The 20,926-nt window shown below is 46.7% G+C and carries 20 protein-coding genes; 10 read left to right on the forward strand and 10 right to left on the reverse strand.

Annotation, left to right across the window (positions count from 1 at the left end):
• Positions 1 to 4: 4 nt before the first annotated feature.
• From K6T91_03760 to K6T91_03790, 7 genes are all read left to right on the forward strand, one after another.
• Positions 5 to 472: a restriction endonuclease gene (locus K6T91_03760; protein MCL6471906.1), complete on the forward strand. Its 468-nt coding sequence runs from the start codon at positions 5 to 7 to the stop codon at positions 470 to 472.
• A gap of 55 nt (positions 473 to 527) precedes the next feature.
• Entirely contained in the window at positions 528 to 938 is a 411-nt protein-coding gene (locus K6T91_03765; GenBank protein ID MCL6471907.1) for a HEPN domain-containing protein, read from the forward strand.
• Positions 908 to 1,228, forward strand: coding sequence for a nucleotidyltransferase domain-containing protein (locus tag K6T91_03770; GenBank protein ID MCL6471908.1), 321 nt, complete (start codon positions 908 to 910; stop codon positions 1,226 to 1,228). Before K6T91_03765 ends, K6T91_03770 begins: the two co-directional genes overlap by 31 nt.
• Before the next feature lie 252 nt (positions 1,229 to 1,480).
• The gene (locus K6T91_03775) at positions 1,481 to 1,675 is read left to right on the forward strand and encodes a DUF6485 family protein (GenBank protein MCL6471909.1); all 195 of its coding nucleotides are present in this window, start codon (positions 1,481 to 1,483) and stop codon (positions 1,673 to 1,675) included.
• Between the two features lie 419 nt (positions 1,676 to 2,094).
• Complete coding sequence (gene mgtA, locus K6T91_03780) at positions 2,095 to 4,632, forward strand: magnesium-translocating P-type ATPase (protein ID MCL6471910.1); 2,538 nt, start codon at positions 2,095 to 2,097, stop codon at positions 4,630 to 4,632.
• A 170-nt stretch (positions 4,633 to 4,802) separates the two neighbouring features.
• On the forward strand, positions 4,803 to 6,071 hold the full coding sequence (locus tag K6T91_03785) for an HD domain-containing protein (protein ID MCL6471911.1): 1,269 nt from the start codon (positions 4,803 to 4,805) through the stop codon (positions 6,069 to 6,071).
• A gap of 132 nt (positions 6,072 to 6,203) precedes the next feature.
• Positions 6,204 to 6,377, forward strand: a complete 174-nt coding sequence (locus K6T91_03790) for a hypothetical protein (GenBank protein ID MCL6471912.1) — start codon at positions 6,204 to 6,206, stop codon at positions 6,375 to 6,377.
• A gap of 57 nt (positions 6,378 to 6,434) precedes the next feature.
• On the opposite strand, the gene K6T91_03795 is transcribed toward K6T91_03790, so the two are convergent.
• A complete protein-coding gene (locus tag K6T91_03795) occupies positions 6,435 to 7,076 on the reverse strand; it encodes a lysophospholipase (GenBank protein ID MCL6471913.1) in 642 nt (213 codons plus the stop codon).
• Between the two features lie 76 nt (positions 7,077 to 7,152).
• Here K6T91_03795 and K6T91_03800 point away from each other — a divergent pair, with 76 nt between their 5' ends.
• On the forward strand, positions 7,153 to 7,968 hold the full coding sequence (locus tag K6T91_03800; protein MCL6471914.1) for a hypothetical protein: 816 nt from the start codon (positions 7,153 to 7,155) through the stop codon (positions 7,966 to 7,968).
• A 123-nt stretch (positions 7,969 to 8,091) separates the two neighbouring features.
• On the forward strand, positions 8,092 to 10,086 hold the full coding sequence (locus K6T91_03805) for a SpoIIE family protein phosphatase (GenBank protein MCL6471915.1): 1,995 nt from the start codon (positions 8,092 to 8,094) through the stop codon (positions 10,084 to 10,086).
• Here K6T91_03805 and K6T91_03810 read toward each other — a convergent pair whose 3' ends face one another.
• Positions 10,087 to 11,163, reverse strand: coding sequence for a radical SAM protein (locus tag K6T91_03810; GenBank protein ID MCL6471916.1), 1,077 nt, complete (start codon positions 11,161 to 11,163; stop codon positions 10,087 to 10,089).
• Positions 11,164 to 11,542: 379 nt separating this feature from the next.
• Between K6T91_03810 and K6T91_03815 the strand changes: the two genes are divergently transcribed.
• On the forward strand, positions 11,543 to 12,223 hold the full coding sequence (locus tag K6T91_03815) for a hypothetical protein (protein MCL6471917.1): 681 nt from the start codon (positions 11,543 to 11,545) through the stop codon (positions 12,221 to 12,223).
• A 67-nt stretch (positions 12,224 to 12,290) separates the two neighbouring features.
• Here the strand turns inward: K6T91_03815 and K6T91_03820 are convergent, their stop codons facing one another.
• The 8 genes from K6T91_03820 to hoxE all read right to left on the reverse strand — a co-directional run bounded on the left by K6T91_03820 (position 12,291) and on the right by hoxE (position 20,870).
• Positions 12,291 to 12,524, reverse strand: coding sequence for a hypothetical protein (locus K6T91_03820; GenBank protein MCL6471918.1), 234 nt, complete (start codon positions 12,522 to 12,524; stop codon positions 12,291 to 12,293).
• Between the two features lie 288 nt (positions 12,525 to 12,812).
• Positions 12,813 to 15,179, reverse strand: a complete 2,367-nt coding sequence (locus K6T91_03825) for a hypothetical protein (protein ID MCL6471919.1) — start codon at positions 15,177 to 15,179, stop codon at positions 12,813 to 12,815.
• Between the two features lie 249 nt (positions 15,180 to 15,428).
• A complete protein-coding gene (locus K6T91_03830) occupies positions 15,429 to 16,007 on the reverse strand; it encodes a hydrogenase maturation protease (GenBank protein MCL6471920.1) in 579 nt (192 codons plus the stop codon).
• The gene (locus tag K6T91_03835) at positions 15,908 to 17,341 is read right to left on the reverse strand and encodes a Ni/Fe hydrogenase subunit alpha (protein ID MCL6471921.1); all 1,434 of its coding nucleotides are present in this window, start codon (positions 17,339 to 17,341) and stop codon (positions 15,908 to 15,910) included. Before K6T91_03835 ends, K6T91_03830 begins: the two co-directional genes overlap by 100 nt.
• A gap of 23 nt (positions 17,342 to 17,364) precedes the next feature.
• Positions 17,365 to 17,889, reverse strand: a complete 525-nt coding sequence (locus K6T91_03840) for an NADP oxidoreductase (protein ID MCL6471922.1) — start codon at positions 17,887 to 17,889, stop codon at positions 17,365 to 17,367.
• A complete protein-coding gene (hoxU, locus tag K6T91_03845; protein MCL6471923.1) occupies positions 17,871 to 18,605 on the reverse strand; it encodes a bidirectional hydrogenase complex protein HoxU in 735 nt (244 codons plus the stop codon). The genes K6T91_03840 and hoxU overlap by 19 nt, the downstream gene beginning before the upstream one ends.
• Positions 18,602 to 20,281: an NADH-quinone oxidoreductase subunit NuoF gene (gene nuoF, locus K6T91_03850; protein MCL6471924.1), complete on the reverse strand. Its 1,680-nt coding sequence runs from the start codon at positions 20,279 to 20,281 to the stop codon at positions 18,602 to 18,604. Before nuoF ends, hoxU begins: the two co-directional genes overlap by 4 nt.
• Entirely contained in the window at positions 20,259 to 20,870 is a 612-nt protein-coding gene (gene hoxE, locus K6T91_03855; protein MCL6471925.1) for a bidirectional hydrogenase complex protein HoxE, read from the reverse strand. Before hoxE ends, nuoF begins: the two co-directional genes overlap by 23 nt.
• Positions 20,871 to 20,926: the final 56 nt, after the last annotated feature.

The following is a 20,926-nucleotide window of genomic DNA, read 5'->3' on the forward strand; positions in this document are numbered from 1 at the left end:
ATAGGTGGCCGATTTGCTTCGGAATAGGTGGCCGGAATGCTTCGGAATCGGTGGCCGATTTGGGCCGGAATACGCACTTGTAAAAATGGGATACGGTGGCACTAGGGAAGATGCGGGAAAGGCAGTTGGAAAAACAGGTGATGGTGGAATTGATGGTATCATAAAAGAAGATAGGCTTGGTCTTGATATCATCTATATCCAAGCAAAGCGATGGGACGGGGCTGTTGGCCGCCCGGAAGTGCAAAAATTTGCAGGGGCGTTGCAAGGCCACCGAGCAAAGAAAGGAATTTTCATCACAACATCTGCCTTTTCAAAAGAAGCCAAAGAATATGTAGCACAGATTGATAGCAAAATCGTCCTAATAGACGGGCAAACTCTTGCAAATCTTATGATAGAGTTTAATGTTGGGGTATCCCCAATTGCATCATACGAGATAAAAAAGATTGATTCAGACTACTTTGTTGAGGAATAAGGCAGGATATAAATATAGAATAGCATTTTTACGTGTGCTAGAATAATTTAAGCGTATGGCAGTTGAGGTATATATGAGAGAAGAAGCTAAGCTATGGCTTGATGATGCCAGATATGATCTTGATAGTGCACAAGATTTATTTAGGAGTGCGCGCTATAACTATGCAGTATGGCTCGCCAGGCAATCGTCCGAAAAGGCGCTTAAGGCAGCCTATCTAATTGCACTAAGAAAACCTATCCCTAAGTCACATAACCTAATGGAGCTAGCTCGTGGGTTAGGCTGGGATATTCCTCCAGCCATAAGCGAGCACCTCCAATTCTTAAATCCACACTATACGGTTACTCGTTATGTAGATGCTGCCGTCGGCAAGCCATCCGATCTTTATGATGAGGCAATCGCAAGCGAGGCGATTGAGAAATCTAAGGAGGTCTTGGATTGGATACAAGACAATCTCAAGATATCGTAGAGCAGATAAGAGAATTTCTTAAGAAAATTGGAGCCGAGGAGGCAATACTTTTTGGGTCAAGGGCAAGAGGCGATGCTCTTGAGACCAGCGATGTCGACCTTATAATTATTGATGATAAATTCGCCGACATTTCCTTCCCGCGCCGACTTATATCTATAAGTCGACACTGGACACTGCCATACTTCCTGGAGGCGCTACCATATACGCATGCCGAGTTTGAGAGGCTATCAAAAACACGCGGCGTGATTGTCGATGCGTTAAAGAACGGCATACGAATAAAAGCTGCCTAACCTAACCAACGGTGACAGGCACTGGGCAGTTTATCTACCAGGCAATATACCTTATTCTTGCTTAAAAAGTGTGCGATTGTGAAATATTAAGTAGCTAAAAATTAAATAGCCAAAAATTAAAAAGCCTTTAGAGGCTATAGCCTGCAGGGTTCACAATCACACACTTTTTTGTTGATTATTCTCTATATACGCTGGTTAGAGATTTGAGCGGTGCCTGTCACCGTGAAAAAAGATTAGTTAGGTGTGTCATAAATGGAATGCAATATTAATGCAAACAAGCAAAAATGCAGCTGTACCTATGAGCCATGCTCGCGCAAAGGGAAGTGTTGCGCCTGCTTAACCTACCACCAGAGGTCTCGCGAGCTACCAGCTTGCTTCTTCCCGCCGGAAGTGGAACGGACTTATGACCGTTCCATAAGAAAATTTATAGAGATAAATTCGCGTTAGGTAAGTATGCCCTAGATATTGCAGCCAGGCCATCTGAATGTTTCTAAAGCTGCGGTCTGGGTACTTTGTATCTGTATATAAATCTGGCTGGACCGAGGAAAGGTAAGGAGATGCCTATCGGGTGGCCTTTAGCAGCGGTCTTGATATCTATTATTACGTTTATTGGCATAGCCATTGTAACAATAGCGGGCGGCAGGGCAGATATTGCCAAAGAATAAAGCAAAGAGTCAATCTGGTGAACAGTACCGCACGCTTGCTTCCAGCTGCGAGAATCTGGTAAAGGAGATGCGGGACATTCGAATGGCAATCCGGGCCCATATTAGCAGATACATTCTTGATAGCAGATACATTCCTAATAGCGGGTGCCCAACTGGCAGGTCGTTGCCTTTTACTATCTCGCAGAATGATATGATATAAAGATGAGGCTGGCTGACCAGGTGAAAAAGACTGAAGCGTTTTGGAATAAACCCCCTTCAATTCTTCTTGAGGAGCTTAAATCAGGCCCAGGCGGACTATCCAGCGATGAGGCTGCAAAACGGCTTGCCTTTTACGGCCCCAACGTTCTCAGGGCGAAAAGAAGGCCCACCTCGCTTGCGCTTTTTCTATCTCAATTTAAAAGCCCGATTATCCTCATCCTTATCTTTGCCTCGGGAGTAGCGTTCTTTCTTGGAGACCGTACGACATCCCTTATAATTCTGGTAATTATCCTTATAAGCGGGTTTTTAGGGTTTTGGCAGGAGAGGGGAGCTAGGGATGCGGTTGAGAAACTGCTTACGATTGTAGAGATAAAGGCAGATGTCCTGCGGGATGGTGCTGAGAGGCAGGTTCCAATCGATGAAGTAGTGCCGGGGGACATTGTTGCCTTAAAGGCGGGGGATAGCATTCCGGGGGACTGTTTAATCTTAGAATCGCGCGATTTATTTGCAAATGAGGCCACGTTAACCGGTGAAACCTATCCGGTAGAAAAATCGCCCGGTATATTGCCGCAGGATACTCCCTTAGGCAGGTTAACAAATGTTCTTTTTATGGGGACGCATGTGGTCAGCGGCAGCGCAAAGGCGGTTGTTGTCCGCACTGGCAAAGAGACAGAGTTTGGCAAAATATCTGAGCGGCTTAGACTAAAACCCCTGGAAACCGAGTTTGAACGTGGCGTAAGGCGTTTCGGGTATTTTCTTCTGGAAGTAACGCTCATTCTTGTGGTTATTATTTTTGCGATTAATGTGTTTTTAAACCGTCCTGTATTGGATTCCTTCCTCTTTTCTCTTGCTTTAGCCGTCGGATTAACCCCACAGCTTCTACCTGCTATTATTACCGTTAATCTTGCGCACGGAGCAAGACGGATGGCCGGGGAAAAAGTTATTGTAAAGCGCCTTGCTTCTATTGAAAACTTCGGCAGCATGAACGTTCTTTGTTCGGACAAGACCGGAACTTTAACCGAGGGTGTAGTGCGTGTACATTCGGCTATCGACACCGGCGGCAAGGAAAGTGAAAAGGTTTTTCTTTATTCTTACTTAAACGCGGCCTTTGAGAGCAGCTTTCTTGATCCTATTGATGAAGCAATCAGGACATACAGGCAGCCCGATATTTCCGGCTATCAGAAGCTGGATGAGGTGCCATACGATTTTGTTCGCAAGCGCTTAAGCGTGCTGGTTTCAAAGGACGATATGCATTTGATGATTACAAAAGGAGCGGTGGCAAACATACTCGACGTTTGTTCAAAAGCAGAGACCTACACAGGCGAAGTAGTTGATATTGCTGTAGTAAAGTCACAGGTTGAACAGAAATTTTATGATCTCAGCGCAAAAGGTTTCCGTGTCCTTGGGGTTGCATACCGTGACGTCGGCTCTGATTCGGTTATTACTAAAGGGCATGAAACTAATATGGTATTTTTAGGTTACCTTGTTCTCTTTGACCCTCCTAAAGCCGGGATCGCCGAAACTCTGGATGATTTGAAGAACCTTGGGGTTTCTCTAAAGGTTATTACCGGAGATAACCGTCTGGTTGCTTCAAGTTTGTGCAGCCAGATAGGATTGGAAACTCCGCGAATTATAACAGGAGATGAGCTTCACAAGATGAGCAACGACGCTCTGCTAGGGCAGGTAAACCGTGTAAATGTTTTTGCTGAGATCGAACCAAATCAAAAGGAGCGCATTCTTATTGCGCTAAGGAGGTCTGGTAATGTAGTTGGGTATCTGGGCGATGGGATAAATGATGGCCCTGCGCTTCACGCAGCCGATGTTGGCGTTTCGGTCGACAGCGGCGCTGATGTTGCCAAAGAGGCGGCAGAGATTGTACTGCTTGAAAAAGACCTAAGAGTTCTCGGCCACGGTGTGAAAGAAGGGCGAGCGACCTTTGCCAATACGCTGAAATATGTATTTATGGCAACCAGCGCTAACTTTGGAAACATGTTTAGTATGGCGGGGGCATCTCTTTTCCTGCCGTTCTTACCCATGCTGCCCACACAGATCCTGCTGACCAATCTCCTGACTGATTTTCCGGAGATGACCATCTCAACCGATAGTGTTGACCACGAGTTGATTGATAAGCCCCACCGCTGGGACATTAAATTTATACGCAGCTTCATGCTGGTTTTTGGGCCGCTTAGTTCAGTGTTTGATTATCTGACATTTGGAGTACTGGTATTTATTTTACGAGCTGGGGTAGCAGAATTTAGAACCGGCTGGTTTGTTGAATCTGTTGTCTCAGCGGCGCTTATTGTGCTTGTCGTGCGAACCCAAAGGGCGTTTTTTAGAAGCAGGCCAAGCAAGTACCTGCTGGGCGCCACTTTAATAATCATAGGGCTGACAATCCTTATACCGTTTACACCGTTGGTAAAGCTTTTCTCATTTACACCGCTGCCCCCAGTGTTTTTCCCAGTTTTGGGCGTAATTCTCGTTCTTTACGTCATTGGGGCAGAGGTGGCAAAAAGGATTTTTTACAGGAGAGTTGTATTTTAGCGGATGAACATATGCTTTAACCTCTTAGAAGCTTTAAATACTATAAATGCAACCCCCGAATCTAAGCCCATCAAGCGTAAGTGGAGTAACTGGAGTATTTGAGGAAACCCCCTGTTTAACCGATATAAAATTATGTGCTGTTTATAACCTGTACTGGAGAGGGAAAAGTGATGGAGCAAGGAATCAATCTTTTAGACGTAACTATGTGCATCTCTGATGCTGTTGACCTTGTAGATAGAGCCATTAACAACCACCATAGGCAAGTTGCCTATATTGCTTATTGCATCGGAGATACCTTAGGCTTATCAAAAGAGGAGCAAAGCAAGCTGCTCTTAGCAGGAGCAGTGCACGATATTGGCGCGCTCTCTCTTAAAGAAAGATTAGATTCGCTGCATTTTGAGCTTAGGTGTCCCCACGAACATGCTGATTCAGGCTATCGCTTGCTGAAGATGTTCCAACCTTTTTCCGAAGTAGCGGAAATTGTTCGGATGCATCACGTCCCCTGGAACAACGGAGAAGGTGTTGAATTTAACGGCTTACGTGTCCCGATTGGAAGTCATATTCTGCACTTAGCCGATCGAATTGCTGTATCTATTGAGAAAGATGAGGAGATACTTGCCCAAACTGAGCGCATATGCAATAAGATTAGGGAGCGTTCAGGAAAGATGTTCATGCCGGAGGCGGTTGATGCTTTCATGGAGCTGGCCCGTAAAGAGAGCTTTTGGTTTGATGTCACGTTAAAGATATCGGAGTCTATTTTACCTTCCGATACAAGTCTGCCAACCAAAACAATTACGCTTGATGTTGCACAAAGCCTGGCAGAATTGTTTGCTCACATAATCGACTTTAGAAGTAGGTTTACCGCAACCCACTCAAGTGGGATAGCAGCCAGCGCAGAAGAGCTGGCGCGATTGGCTGGGTACTCACTCAATGAGCGCAAAATGATGAGAATAGCCGGTTATCTTCACGATTTAGGCAAGCTCGCAGTTCCCGCAAAGATTCTAGAAAAACCCGCTCTCCTAACAAAGGATGAGTTTAGGGTTATTAAGAGACACCCGTATCTTACCTACCGCATCCTCAAAACTGTAAAAGGGTTTGAGACAATTAATACCTGGGCCGCTCTTCACCATGAGCGCCTGGATGGTAAAGGTTATCCTTTTCATTTAAAAGGCGAGTCTTTCCCCGAGGGGTCAAGGATTATGGCCGTTGCAGATGTGTTCACTGCGATAACTGAGAACAGACCCTACAGGGAAGGTATGCCTGAGAAACGTGCTCTTCAGATCTTGCAAAAAATGGTCGCAAATTCGGCACTGGATAACAATATTGTTTCAATATTGTTTGATCACTTTGATGAGATAAATCATATACGCGTTAATGCCCAAGAATCGGCGCTAAGAAAATACCAGAAATTTGAAGGTACCATGATGAAATGCGCTTAAGATAGACATAATAAGCGTATCAGCACCGATTATATAGAGCAGTCATATCATATTTCTCTGGTTTAATCTTATTCTTACACGGGAACTCAAGAGAGGGCGCCTGCGGAAATCGAGAGAAAGGTTTCAAGATAAATGGGTACGAGAGGTGCGGCATCGAGCACTGGCATTAGCATATTTACGGCAATTGGCGTTGCAATTGCTGTCCAGATTTCCTGGGGTTTTAATCATTCAATTGGTTGGGCGATTCTTCATGGTTTTTTTGGCTGGTTTTATGTTATCTATCGATGGCTAGTTGGCTCGTATTAGCCAGCGCAAACCAGCTGGTGAAGGCCTTCACGCACAGCCAAACACCCTTTTTTACTATTAGAGGTGTTTTTTAAACCAATCAACTGTAAGGATTAGAGCCTGCTCAAACAACACAATATCGAGAAACCGGTGGTCAGCTCCCTCTATTATTTCTAATTTAGCCGGTGCGGTCATGGCCTTAATAAATCTTTCGGTGTAGGGTATAAGCTTATCTCGAGAACCATGGATAAATAGCGTTGGTGTTTTAATTTCTGGTGCATGTTTATAAAGGTTAGGGAAAAAACCATTGGTTCTTGCAGACCTTAAAACCATTGCCGAAACTTTACGCTCAAGGCTGTAGTAAAGACAGGATAAGCAGCCAGTACTGACACCATGAAGCCCAATTTTCTCAAGCGTGATGTCTTCTTCTAGCCTCAGGGCATTCACCGCCTGTTTTAAATCATCGAATTGCTGAAAGATAGTGGACTCTTTTCTTGTCCCCTCACTTTCGCCGTACCCTGTGAAATCGAAAAGAAAAGAAGCGATTTTTTCGTCCACAAGCTTTTCCGCGATTGGCACGCTTCTTGTGCTGTGTTTTCCCCTATCAAAAAAACTATGCGCAAAGACGACAACCGGAAATGGCCCCGGTTTTAAGGGAGAGTAGAGATTCCCTACAAGTTTGTATCCCTTTTTATTGGTGAACACTATTTCTTCAATCATTTCAGTGTTATTGGTACAAAGTAGGATAAATAAACTACGAGTTTATTTATCCCTTATTTTAGGTTGGTGAATTGGGATGCCAGAACTCCCTGAAGTCGAGGTTGTAAGGCGATCTCTTAAAGCCAGTGTTTTAGGAAAGAAGATAGTTTCATTTGAGGTTGTCCGACGGCCAGGTAAAAAGACAAGGGTTCTTCAAAATATTTCCGAAGAAGAGTTTAGAAGTGGGGTTGTCGGTGCTTCGTTCAAGGATATAATTCGCAAAGGAAAGTTTCTGATAGCCCCTTTAACAAATGGAAAATCCATAGTTTTTCATTTTATGCTTACAGGTTGGCTTAACTATTTCAGATCCGAATCGGAAGCGGATGAAAAAACGCGCCGTGATAGCAGGCTTAAATTTAGTTTTGAGGATGGTTCAGTCCTTCTTTTTGTTGACTCTAGAAATATGGGACGGGTTTTTCTGGTGGAGAGGGAGGATTTTAGCCAGATTGGGGTGCTTGCCCGCATTGGGGTTGAGCCGCTAAGCCCAGATTTTACTTTCGAGCGCTTCAGGAAGGTCATCTCAGAATCTGCAGGTAAAACTCTCAAGGATTTTCTAACAGACCAAGAAAAAATAGCAGGTATCGGCAATATCTACTCAGATGAGATATTGCGCCGGGCAAGACTGAGGCCAGACCGGCGTGTGGCCACGCTTACAGATGCTGAGATTGAAAAGCTCTATGAGATCATTCCCACTGTTCTAAAGGATGGGGTAGCCGAGATAGAAAGCGGCATACCTGGTCATATGCTGGCCTGGCGAAAGAAAGGCAGGACTTGTCCTGAATGCGGTGGTGAAGTTGCTGCGGTGAAGCGAGGTACAACCCATTATTACTGGTGCCCATCATGCCAGAGGTAGTTTTAAACGAGGTAATTTTTAAAACACAACCATAATTGAAATTTAATTACCCGTATCTTTTGCCTTACTGGATATTTTTTCTCGGCAAGGGAAATCAAAGAAGATGACCATACGGAGGGCGAGTTGAGCGAAGTTGTTGGAAGAGAACACTTGAGCTACATAATCGATACGATCAAAGAAGGTGTTATTGTCTTTGACGCAAATGGCCAAGTAGTGTTTGCCAATAGTTCGGCAGCGGCTATTCTGGGCATCAAACGTGAATTCATTATCGGGCGATCCTATAATGATCCAATATTTAAAATAACCGGGGAAAACGGTAAGGCTCTTCCAGAAACGGAACTACCCTTTACGAGGGCGGTAGCCGGAAGGCAGGTATCAAACGAAGAGCTCGTTGCTGAGCGCCCGGATGGAACTAAAGTAATGCTCTCGATTACAGCTATGCCGTTTCGCGATAAAACGGGCGCTGTTGTGAATGTAATCCAATTGTTTATGGATATTACCTGGCAAAAAGCTACTGAATGGTTGCTGGAGGAGAGTGAAGAACGCTACAACCGTTTAGTAGAGAATTCACCTGATATGATCGCCATTCATACAGACTGGCGATTTGTTTTCATCAACCCTGCAGGGGCAAGAATGCTGGGAGCAGAAAGGCCTCAGGATATTATCGGCAAACCTATTCTGGGGTATGTTCATCCTGATTACCGGGTAGCAGTCAAAGAGCGCATTCTTCTAGCCCAACAGGGCATTTCAGTAGGAATGGTTGAGGAAAAGTACAAACTTCCTGATGGCCGGCTTATTGAAGCCGAGTCGATATCAATACCTATCAAATACAGGGGTGAGCCATCTGTGCAATTAGTTGCCCACGATGTAACTGAGCGCAAAAGGGCAGAAATGAGGTTAAAAAGAGCAAAGGACCTCAGTGATGCCCTAAATAGAATCAATGCCGCCATAAACTCAACGCTAAATTTTGATGCGATAATGCAGAGAGTGGTCAGCGAATCCGCTAAAGCCCTAGGGTCTGAGACCGCTGGAATAGCTTTACTTGAGGAAGGCTTCTGGGTAACCAGGTATGTCTACGGATTGCCTAATATAGCGGTTGGGTCAAAAATCCGGGTAGAGGAGTCGGTAATAACGCGGATTGCTATTGAGACAGGCAGACCGGTGCATGTCGACGATATTTATACCGATAAACGAGTCAAGCGAGGGATGATGGAAAAACATGGGGTTCGGGCGTTCATGGTTGTGCCGATATTGCTCCGGGGTGAAGCAATTGGAGCATTATCCTTCAACTATTCTAAGCCGGTTACTTTTACTGATGAGGAGATAGATTTTGCCGGTAAACTTGCAACAGCACTTTCGCTTGCTCTTGAGAATGCCCGTCTTTACACGACTGAGCGAAATATTGCCGATACTTTGCAAGAGGCATTGTTGATACTGCCGCCGGAGATAGAGGGCATTGATAGCGGCCATTTTTACCATTCAGCAACTGGCGTCTCCAAGGTTGGGGGAGATTTCTATGACCTATTTGAACTGGAGCATGACAGGGTTGGAATTCTAATCGGCGATGTGTCGGGCAAAGGGCTGCAAGCGGCGACATTAACATCTCTGGTTAAAAATACAATCAAGGTATATGCGTATGAGAGTATTTCGCCGGCATCGGTTGTTTCAAAGACAAATGAGGTTGTTATAAGATCGTCGCCTGCTGGATTGTTTATCACCCTGTTTTTTGGGATTCTCGATATAAACTCGGGAAGGCTTAACTATTGCAGTGCGGGCCATCCCCCACCTATTATTAGAAGAAGCACATCCGAAACTTTATTTCTCGAAACTAGGTCTCCAATTATTGGAGCGTTTGCCGGACTCGATTACTTTGATGAAGGTGAAGCTCTTACACCAGGAGATGTGCTTCTTCTTTATACCGATGGAGTTATCGAGGCGCGGCGTGATCAGGAATTTTTTGGCCTGGAGCGTCTACGAGATGTTGTTCAAAAAATTACGCTTCCAAACGCAAAGGGATACCCGGCTGCGATCTTTAACTCCGTTATTGAATTTACCAGTGGGACGTTGCTTGATGACCTTGCTATTCTTGCAGTGTCCCTCAGAGATGCCACGCACTAGTTAAGAGCAGCGGCGAACGAGCACCGGCTTTTTTGGTATGTAACTGCAAAACGAATCTTCTCTCAAATAATCACCGTGAATTGAATAAGCCCTGGCTCTGCAGCCACCGCAAACGGTAATATATTTGCATTCACCGCATTTGCCCTTATATTCACCGAGGTTTCTTAGTTCTTTAAAAAGTTCAGAATTCTCCCAGATATTCTTCAGTGATTGCTCTCGCAGGTTGCCTGCGGCTTTAGGGAAATAACTGCATGGAAGCACATTTTCATCTACATCTATAACACATATTACTTTGCCGACAACGCAACCTCTGGAATTACTTGGGGCAAATTTTAATGGTCTTGTTTTTGGCTTAGACTTGCCAGCTTTGGCTTTCTCGATCACTATCCTGTAATAATGTGGCGCACAGGCCGGCCTAACAATTAATTCATCTTCGTCTTTTTCCATTTGATAATGCCATTCAAGAACTTCTTCATAATCATCGCCTGAAATTAGTTCGCTCATTAAATCCTCGCCTCGGCCTGTGGGTATTACCATAAACATGTACCAAGCCGTAGCACCGAGCTCCTTTGCTAGCCTATATGTAGCCGGGATTTCTTTCTGGTTTCTTTTTGTAAAAGACGAATTAATAACAAATTCGATATTGTGTTGTTTAAGCAATTGTGCGGCCCTTACTGCGCTTGCAAATGCACCGTCTTGGCCCCTGAAGTTGTCGTGTACCTCTGCGGTTGGTCCATCAAGGCTAAGGGATATTATCTCTATACCGGATTCTTTTATTTTTTTGCAGGCATCCTCCGTAACAAAAACGCCATTGGTTGCAAGAGCCATTCGCAAGCCTCTATCAGCGCCATACCTGGCTATGTCAAAAATATCCTCCCGAAGCATGGGTTCACCGCCGGAAAGTACAACAACCGAATTGGTATAGCTGGCTATATCGTCTAAAATCCTAAAGGCCTCTTCGGTAGAGAAATCGGGATGCCCTTTTACTTCCATCTCGGATCCAGACCGGCAGTGGACGCACCTCAGGTTGCACCTTCTTGTTACTTCTAATGCTATCCATTTGGGTTTTAACTCCATTAACAAGCCTTCCTTCCGTAAAAGTCAACTAAAACCAACGATGCGCACGCAAAAGTGCCTTGTATTGGGCCTAGATTGGGTGTGCATTTGCGCATAACTACGTTGGAATAGGACTTAGGATATATAGAATTGTGCAACATAGCAACTTTTAGATTCGCTGCCCATCGCAAATAATCATTCTACCAGCACATTTAATGTTAAAAAACTTGGGATCAAAGCAATAAGGGAAGAGGATGTCTGGCTCCCATGCGCCGGCAAAGAGAGGCAGGACATATAAAGACGTATATTATCTTATATTAGATGTAGTTTCAGAATGGGTTAAGTGGGTATACATTACTTTATTAGGGCAATATTCGGTTGTTTAGGAAAGGGGCAGTGAATGGCAGCGAAAGATTTTTCTGTTGGGGATGTACTGCGCGATAGTTGGGAGACGTTTAAAGGGAGCCCCGGTCTTTTCGTTGGCCTTGCGTTAATATCGTTTATTATTTCCGTGATAGCGAGTTCAATTGATAATGCGATAAGCGGACCTGGCTCTGCTGGTGGCTTCAGGGTTCAGGTAAGTATCTTCTCGTTTCTCGCAGGCGCATTTATTGGTATGGGAGCTATAAACGTAGCGCTTAAATCTATAAAAGGCGAGAAAGCTGAACTTGGCGATTTCTTTGCAGCTTATCCATTGTATTTAATTTTTCTTGTCAGTAATTTCTTATTTAGTCTTGCCGTAGGTATCGGTACCATTTTTCTTATTATTCCGGGTATTTATCTCTTTGTTAGATTGCAGTTCTTCGGTTATTACATTGTTGATAAAAATGCGCGCGGTACAGATGCAATTATCGGATCTTTGCAGAGGAGCTGGGAGCTTACAAAGGGTATAGCAGGCAAAGTATTCCTACTTGACCTGGCGCTTCTTGGCTTTATTATACTTGGCGCAATACCGCTTGGCCTTGGTTTGCTTATTGTGTTCCCGCTTGTTTTTATTGCCAATGCCTATGTGTATCGTAAATTTGAGGGGGCGGTGGCATCTAAAGCTGAAACAGCCCTGGAGGGTCCAACGGCACAGTAACTATAGGTTAGTATGGCGGTCCCCCGAAACCAGCGGGACCGCCTGAAATAATGGCTGATGCCTCTTATTAGGCTGCCATTTGTTTTGTGCTTTCGATCTTCTGTACGATTTCTGGACAGCCGACAACGTCATGTGGATTCTGGTAGTTTTCTTTTGTGCAAACGTTTAAGAGTTCCCTCATCGAGAGCGTTTGTCCGGTGACAATTTCAACTTCGCGGTCGCCGATTTGCTCGATAAGGTCTTTCTTATTAATAGGAAATTCTACTCCCTCTAGGGCTGAGACAATTGATGGATAAGCCACTGTTTTAACCTCCTTCCGATTATGGGGGTTGCTACGTGTATTACAAGTTTTGTTCTACCCGCGGATGCCGTGATGAAACGTATATAAAACGTGATTGGAGTTAAAGAAGCAGTTTAGGGCGTCTTGGACGTGAAGATTTTTTATGATTTCGCCTTGCCTGTGTTATCCCTCTATACGCCCAGGTCGGGCAGAAAGCAAGCAGAGAGTTTATTGGTTTGCCGTATTATAAACAGACTTAGGGCCGGCAAGCCGCCGGCCCTTTTACGCTAATGATTTTCCAAGGAAACGTTATTTATACAATATTTCTACTCGATAGCCGCTGGCTAAAACCGGTGAAGTTGTTTTGTGATCCTCCCCGCCGTAGAACCAGATGATTGCCTTTTGGGCTTGCTTTGTAAAGGCTACAGAGTAGAAGTTAGATCCGGCAGCCGGTTCACTTGATGCCAACGTCCAGCCTCTGGCGGCCATCTCGTTCTTGTAGAAATTCCAGACCTGATCGCCCGTCACATCGATTCTGCGGCTTGAGATAAGTACTTTGCCTCCGGATGCGAAGTCGTCGGGCACCCACGATTCTCCTGCCCATAATAGAGCCTCAAGAGGCACCGTCCATCTGAATCCGCTATAAAGTGGGATGTCAGATGGCATAGCCGCCGACAAACTTATGTTGTGTGCCTGGCTATGACATGATACGCAGTGTTTATCGCCCGATGAAATGGCGCTTATAACTTCGGGCCTGGTACTGCTGTGACAACTATCGCAGGTCAATTTTTTCGTTTGCGTAGTCGGGTTATTTAAGTGCTCCTGGAATAAGTTGTTCTTATGGCAGGTAGTGCATTTGCTGTCAAGAGCGTTGGTGGCGTGCACAGTCTCGTGGCTGGACGAACTGGCATGGCAAGCACCACAATCTTTGTTTTTACTTTCTATAGCCAATCGCACTTCAGTTCTGGTGTTTGCATGACAGGTGTAGCAATCCAGATTTTTACCGGTTGATGGATCAATCCTTCTGCCATGCTCCTGAACTAAAGATGTCATATGGCACTCGCTGCAAAGCTCCATCGAAGAGGTTGTGTTATGATATGCCGCATTATCTGCAGGGTGAACCGGGATCTTGTAGCTGTAAGTTGAGTTGTGACAGTATTCGCAGGAGTACTTGGAGACGTTGTGATCCTCAGGGTACCACTGATACTCATGGCATTCCCGGCAGTCTTCGATTGGCTCACCGCCACCATGACAGGCGTTGCAGTTTGTCATTGGGTGGGTAGACGGAAAGTTTGTATGGCAGGCAGTACAGTTTCTCGTTCTGAAATGCCAGGTTGCAGTAGAAGATAAGCCGAAAGCGTCAGTAACTGTTAGGGTTACTGTTTGATCGAAGTCGGACGGGAGAGGCGACAAAGGAGTAAAGCTCACCACTTTAGTCACCTCGTTATATATAGGTACGACCTCGACTCCATTCAGATGCATTTTAACGCTGGAGACAAAGCTAAAGGTCTCAATTTTGGCAGAGACTGTCGGCATGTCACTGCTGGCGACTGACTCGGGAGCCGGGGTCAGCTCTGTGATTTGTGGGGGAGCCGCTACGTTAAAGGACCAGGCAAAAGAAGACGGCACACCGTTGGTATTACGGATAGAGGCAACGACAGTGTGAGTTCCGTTGCTGAGAGACAACGGCGTATAAGATATCGTGCCTTTGGTATAATCAGAAACCGTTTGCCCGTTGACCATCGCTGTCCCGCGTGTAAACGAGGCTTTCATGCTTATGCCGTCGATTACCATGGTAGCGGTACTTCCGTCAAGGGTTACTTCGTCATCTACCTGGATGCTTATGGTAGGACTGGACGAGTTTACCGTGGAGCCATCAGCGGGTATAGCCAAGGAGAATACGGCGTTGCTCTGCGGTATACTGAAGTGCCAGGATGCAGAGGCGGTGTTTTCCGCAGTATCTCTCGTATTTAAGCATATATCGTGTCTGCCAGCGCTTAACGGCAAAGATGGAGTATATGAGACGACTCCAGTACCTGCATCAAACGTGAAGTTGACCGCATTTCCATCGATGGCAAGAGTTGTAGCTGAGGTATCGATTGTGCCGTTATCCGATATTCTGGCTGACACATTGGGCATGGTAGTATTTACAGTTGAGCCATCCAATGGAGAGAGAATGTTTATTACTGGCTTCTTGTTGTAGTTAAAATTCCACTCGGCAGAGGATACGTTTCCGATCTGGTTGGCAGCCGATACCCAAACAGCGTTTCCTGTGTCGGTTAGGCTGTTATAAGTCACAGGATATCTTGCCTCTATTTTTGCTTTTGTGTAATCGTAGCCGGTAACTATCCATGTCTCATATCCGTCTTCATCTAATCCCCAGTAACCAATCTCCTGAAAGCTTACCGTGATGTCGCTGGATGGGATACTGTGTCCATTTATCTTTACCTGGATAGACGATTGGTCTATTTTCTCCGGATCAGATGCTTCTAGAGAAATTCTAAGCGTACCCATTGTTACGGTTGCTTCGGTGCCAGGTGCAGGCGTGAAGCTGCTAAACGTCGGGCCAGAGCTGCTGGCAAGTGCAACTATGATTGAAAATGCGGAAAAAGCGATCACCGCAGCAATGATGATTACCAGCCTGGTAGGAAATGGTAATAATTTGCGAGCTCTCATGCGTGTACACCTCCTTTCTGCTACAAACTAAAGTAAGTTCCAATAAGATATAAATCGAAAAGATGCATGGAAAACTTAATATTAATAATACATATGTCGGTTGATATATAAACGATTTTAAAGTAACTAGGAGTTACTTTATCTTGCGACATACCCTAGAATTTAAATTAATGGCTATAGGATGAGATTTTCAGTTGGGAAAATATAGAGCGTTTAGGTGAGGGATGTGTTCATATTCTCAGCATAATCTCAACGCTTATTAAGTTTATGTGTCATATGTAACAAGTATGCGACTAAAACCTTCTCAAGTTTGGGCAAAGCTGCAGCAACCGAGGGTGATAAATCCTCAACAAAGCCAAACGAATTGCCGCCTATGGTAATAATAATTACTGTATCAGGAAACACTCCGTAAAGCCCTTGGGTGAAGGTGAGTAAGCCGGATGGTTCGAGATGGTGGGTGGTAATTCCAGTGATGGATGGGCCTGGCATAACCATCTTACAAGAGAGATGCCCCGGCGGTTGATTCCAGCTCGCATCGATGAAGATAACAAGTTTGGCCTTGCTGATATCGTCGGCCAGTTCGGGTGTTAGCTGATGAAGTGACAGGATTTTTATGTTATCATGCGCACTAAGCTCGCTTAGCTTACTTAACTGCCGAGCTACAAATAGGCCTGCGCCGTCATCGCCACGCAGCGGGTTTCCGTATCCGATAACGAGTATGTGTGCTATCAGTCTCGCCTCACTTCGCTGAGGATAGACCCATCCGGCCCGACGAGTCGTACCTCCAACGGCATCTGTCCAATAGCATGACTTGCGCAGCTTAGACACGGGTCGAATGCACGCACCACTGCCTCCAGACGGTTTAAGGCTCCCTCGGGTATCTCGGGGCCTTTTATATAGTGCTTGGCTACTTGGAGAACGCCCTGGTTCATTGCATAGTTGTTAAAGCCCGTCGCAATAGTGAGGTTGGCCCAAGTAACAAGACCGTTATCGTCGATTTTGTAGTGATGGATGAGCGTGCCGCGCGGGGCTTCTGCCGCACCGATTCCTTCTGAGCAGTTGGGCTCGGCTTTTGCCCGTATGCGCGCACCAAGGATATGAGGGTCATTTAAGAGATCTTGTACCTTCTCAACGCAGAACAGGATTTCAATAAGTCTTGCATAGTGATAGTGAAACGAGCTGAAGATGACTCCTCGTTCAAGTTCTCGAAATTCTGCCCATTCCTGGGATGCAAGCGGCGCATTTACTTTATCGATAATGTTAAGACGCGCCAGCGGCCCGACCCGCAGGATGTTGTCCGGGTAATCTTTTTTCTTGTAGGCGGGAAACTTCATATAAGTCCAGGATTCTGCACTCTCATTGATATAGTCCATATAGCTAGAAGGGTCAATACCATCAGCTATGATCTTGCCAGAGGAGTCGATGATGCGCACGAGGCCGTCGGTGAACTCAAGCTCACCGTCCGGTCCCACGATGCCCATGAAGAGGGTGGGGAAGTTTGCGAACGTACGGATCTCATCGCGGTAGTCCTCCATTGATTGTTTATACCAGCTAAGTGAGCGCTGTATCGCCATAATTGCCTCAGGAATCATCGCCTTTATCTGTGCAAGAGCCTCACCCGTAAGCGGTGTGCTCACTCCTCCAGGAACCATCCAGCCAGGATGGACGCGCTTGCCCGTGCTTGATATGAGGGCGATGATCTGCTGGCCAAATTTACGGAGGTAGATACCGTCTCGGGCAAGTTGAGGGTTGGCTTCTGCAACCCCGTGTAGGTTGCGTTTTGACGGCTCCATATTCATCCCCAAGAGAAGGTCGGGGGAGGAGAGGTAGAATACGCTAAGCGCATGTGACTGGATGATTTGAGCAAGGTTAGCAAGCCTTCTAAGTTTAGCGCCCGTTTCAGGTACTTTTACGGATAAGATTTGATCGCATGCCTTTGACGAAGCAATTGCGTGGCTTATTGGACATATTCCGCAGATGCGCTGCATGATAAAGGGAAGCTCATAGAAGGGCCGCCCCTCGCAGAGCTTCTCAAAACCGCGAAGCTGGGTAACATGCAGGCGGGCATCTTTAACCTGTCCATCGATATCTAGATGTATGGTTATCTTGGCGTGTCCCTCAATGCGGGTCACCGGAGATACTTCGATATTATGTTGCGCCATGTCTCCTCCTACTCAAGCTCCTCCTATCCAAAGCGATTCTTGAATTCGGGCTGACGTTCCTCCAGGAGTTCGGCCAGAACGTAGTAGATCAAATCTGCCGGGGGCGGGCATCCTGGAATATAGATATCCACGCCGACGATTTCGTGGACAGGTACAGCATAAGGTAGAAGCGTTGGGATATCCTTGCTAGGTTGCGATGTGCCACCCTCCGCCGTTTCGACAAACACGCGGTTTATGACATCGGCAACCCTAAATGTGTTGCGGTATGCCAGGATATTGCTGGTTACCGCACAGTCGCCGAGCGATATAAAAGTTTTTGTGCGCTTGCGTATTTTGTGGGCAAGCTCGCGCTGTTCTTCGTCGCCAACCGCACCCTCGACCAGTACTATATCGACGTTTTCAGGATACTCCTTGGCGTCGACAAGGGGACTGTAAACAAGCTCTATCTTATCAGCCAGATCAAGAAGGCGCTCATCCATGTCGAATATAGACATGTGACAACCCGAACATCCATCGAGCCACACAGTTGCTACACGCGATTTTGCCATAAACCTTCACTCCTCATGATCCGTAGGTAAGGCAAGAACTTATGCTCTTTGCGTGCTTCGCCGATGGACATACCCCTCTCATAGATGGCTCCAACAGGGCAGACGTTTACGCACTTGCCGCAGCTCGTGCAGGTCGGAGATTCGCCCCAGGGTTGGTTAAGGTCGGTGATTATCTTATCGCCAATGCCGCGTCCCATCAGGCCTAAGGTGTTAGCCCCTTCGACTTCTGCGCATGCGCGTATGCAGCGGGTACACAGGATACAGCGGTTATGGTCAATGATAAATTTATCGTGTGACGAGTCGATCTCTAAACCCTGGTATAGGTAAGGATAGCGGATATGGTCGACTCCAAGTTCAAGCGCTAGGCTTTGCAACTCACAGTTGCGGTTTGCCACACAAATCGCACATATATGGTTGCGCTCGGCGAAGAAAAGCTCAAGCGTCATCTTGCGGTAGTTAAGCAGCCTCTCAGAATTGGTTGTGACCTCCATACCCTCCCAGATATAGGTGGTGCACGATGTGAGAAGTTTAGGCACGCCTTTTATCTCAACAAGGCACATGCGGCACCCCCCATAGTTGGTCAGCCCATCAAGCTGGCATAAGGTTGGTATGCGGATGTTATTCTCACGGGCCACATCGAGTAATGTTTGGTCTTCACGACCAGCTACATCAAGGCCATCTATCTTAAGGGTTTTGACACGGACTTCTGGCCTCATTCTCGCACCTCCAGGATTTCCTCATGCTCGCCGCCCCCTTTGGCATATTGTAACTGGCATACGCCGGCAGGACATTTCTTTTCCTTAATATGCGCTATGTATTCGTCTTTGAAGTAGCGGAGTGTGCTTAAGACTGGGTTTGGAGCTGATTGGCCGAGACCGCACAGGCTTGTACTGCGCACCATGTCGGAGAGGTTTTCCAGCAATATGAGGTCATTCATTGTCGCCGCGCCATTGGTTATTCTCTCTAAGATGCCGTGCATCTGGACGGTGCCAACGCGGCAGGGAATGCACTTGCCGCACGACTCGGATTTGCTAAAACTCATGAAGTACTTGGCTACATCGACCATGCAGGAGGTCTCATCCATGACGATCATGCCGCCGGAGCCCATGATAGAGCCGACTTTCACCAGCGATTCGTAGTCGACCGGCAGGTCGATATACTCTTCCGGAATAGTGCCGCCGGATGGGCCACCGGTCTGCACCGCTTTTAGATTACGCCCTTCAGGGATGCCGCCTCCAAGATCATAGATGATCTCGCGAAGCGTCATACCGAGCGGCACCTCGATAAGACCCACATTATTAACCTTACCAACTAGGGCAAATACCTTGGTGCCTTTGCTCTTTTCAGTGCCGATGCTCGCGAACCAGTCACCGCCGTTTCGTATGATAGGGGCTATGTTAGCAAAAGTCTCGACGTTATTTATAAGAGTGGGTTTTCCCCAAAGTCCACGCTCAGAGGGGTAGGGAGGTCGTGGATGGGGTACGCCCCGGTGACCCTCGATTGAGGATATAAGCGCCGTCTCCTCACCAGTCACATAAGCGCCTGCACCGTAGCGCAGCTGGATGTCAAAGCTGAATCGTGTGCCGCCGATGTTTTGTCCAAGAAGCCCTTTCTTCTCCGCCTGTTTTATCGCAGTTCTGAGTCGCTCTATGGCCAGTGGGTACTCGGCTCTCACATAGATGAAACCATGGTTGGCGCCAATTGCATAAGCGCCGATAACCATCCCCTCGATTATCTGATGCGGATTACTCTCCATGATACTTCGGTCCATATATGCTCCAGGGTCTCCTTCATCGGCGTTGCAGATAACGTATTTATCTCCGTTGCTTTGCGCTTTGGCAACAGTGCTCCATTTTAAGCCAGTCGGGTAGCCGGCACCGCCACGTCCGCGCAGGCCGCTCCGCGCTACCTGGTCTATAATCTCAGCAGGGGTCATCTCGATTAATGCGTTGAGCATTGGCTCGTAGCCGCCGACGGCGATATAGTCTTCTATGCGCTCTGGGTCTATGTTGCCGGAATGTTCGAGAACGATTTTATGCTGCCGTTTGAAAAACGGCGTTTCCATCGAGCGCTTCAGTTCCTTAGTCGGTGCTTTGTCCAGGTTTTTGATAATAGTTTTAGCCTTATCCGGACTGACGCCCTGGTATAGCACCCGTGTTGTCTCTGCAATAACGATTGGCCCTTTCGAACAAAGGCCGACACAGCCGACTCTTTTGATGAGCACTTCATCTTCAATTCCACGCTCAGAGACCTCTTTTTCCAGCGCCTCTTTAACCTTGTCACTGCGAAGCGACACGCAACCGGAGGCCATGCAGACATTTACCGTGTGCCTGTACTTTTGTTTGCGCTCTTGTTCGGTCTTTCTTATCTTACGAAGCTCTTCGCGTGTCACCGATGGTCACCCCCTCTATGATAGGATTTTGGGCTGCGGGACCTTCCTCTGGCATAGTTGGAGTACCCCTTGGTGGCTTACCGCCGGTATCTTCTGCTATAGAAGTCCACTCTTTCACGCGTCTTTTTAGCTCATCAGTGCTTATTTTGCCGACCACTTCGCCATCAAAAATGGCGATTGGGGCAAGGCCACAAGAGCCGATACACCTGGCGGTAACAACGGACACTTTGTTGTCTGCGCTTGTCTCGCCCGGCTTTGCTCCGGTGATATCCTCAACAGCTCTCAGAAGGTCATCAGCACCTTTGATATAGCACGCGGTTCCGGTGCACACGATGCAGGTATGCTCGCCCTGGGGTTTTAGCGTGAAGAAGTGGTAAAAAGTTGCGACACCATAAACCTCACTTAATGGTACACGCAGCGACGTGGCCACGTACTTCATGATATCCTCGTCAAGATATCCAAACGTCTCTTGAGCAGTATGGAGTGTCTGTATGAGGGCATAGGGTTCGTATCCATAGCTTCGCATTGTTCTCTCGACCATCTTCCACCTCCGGTCACCTGGAGGTGGGGATGGCTTCTCCAGAGCCATCAAGGGCACCGTCCTTTCAACTATCTTGTATATGATAGATATGGCTTTCATTACCC

The organism is Bacillota bacterium (genome assembly GCA_023511485.1).
In the GTDB taxonomy this organism is placed as follows: Bacteria; Actinomycetota; Aquicultoria; order Aquicultorales; family Aquicultoraceae; genus CADDYS01.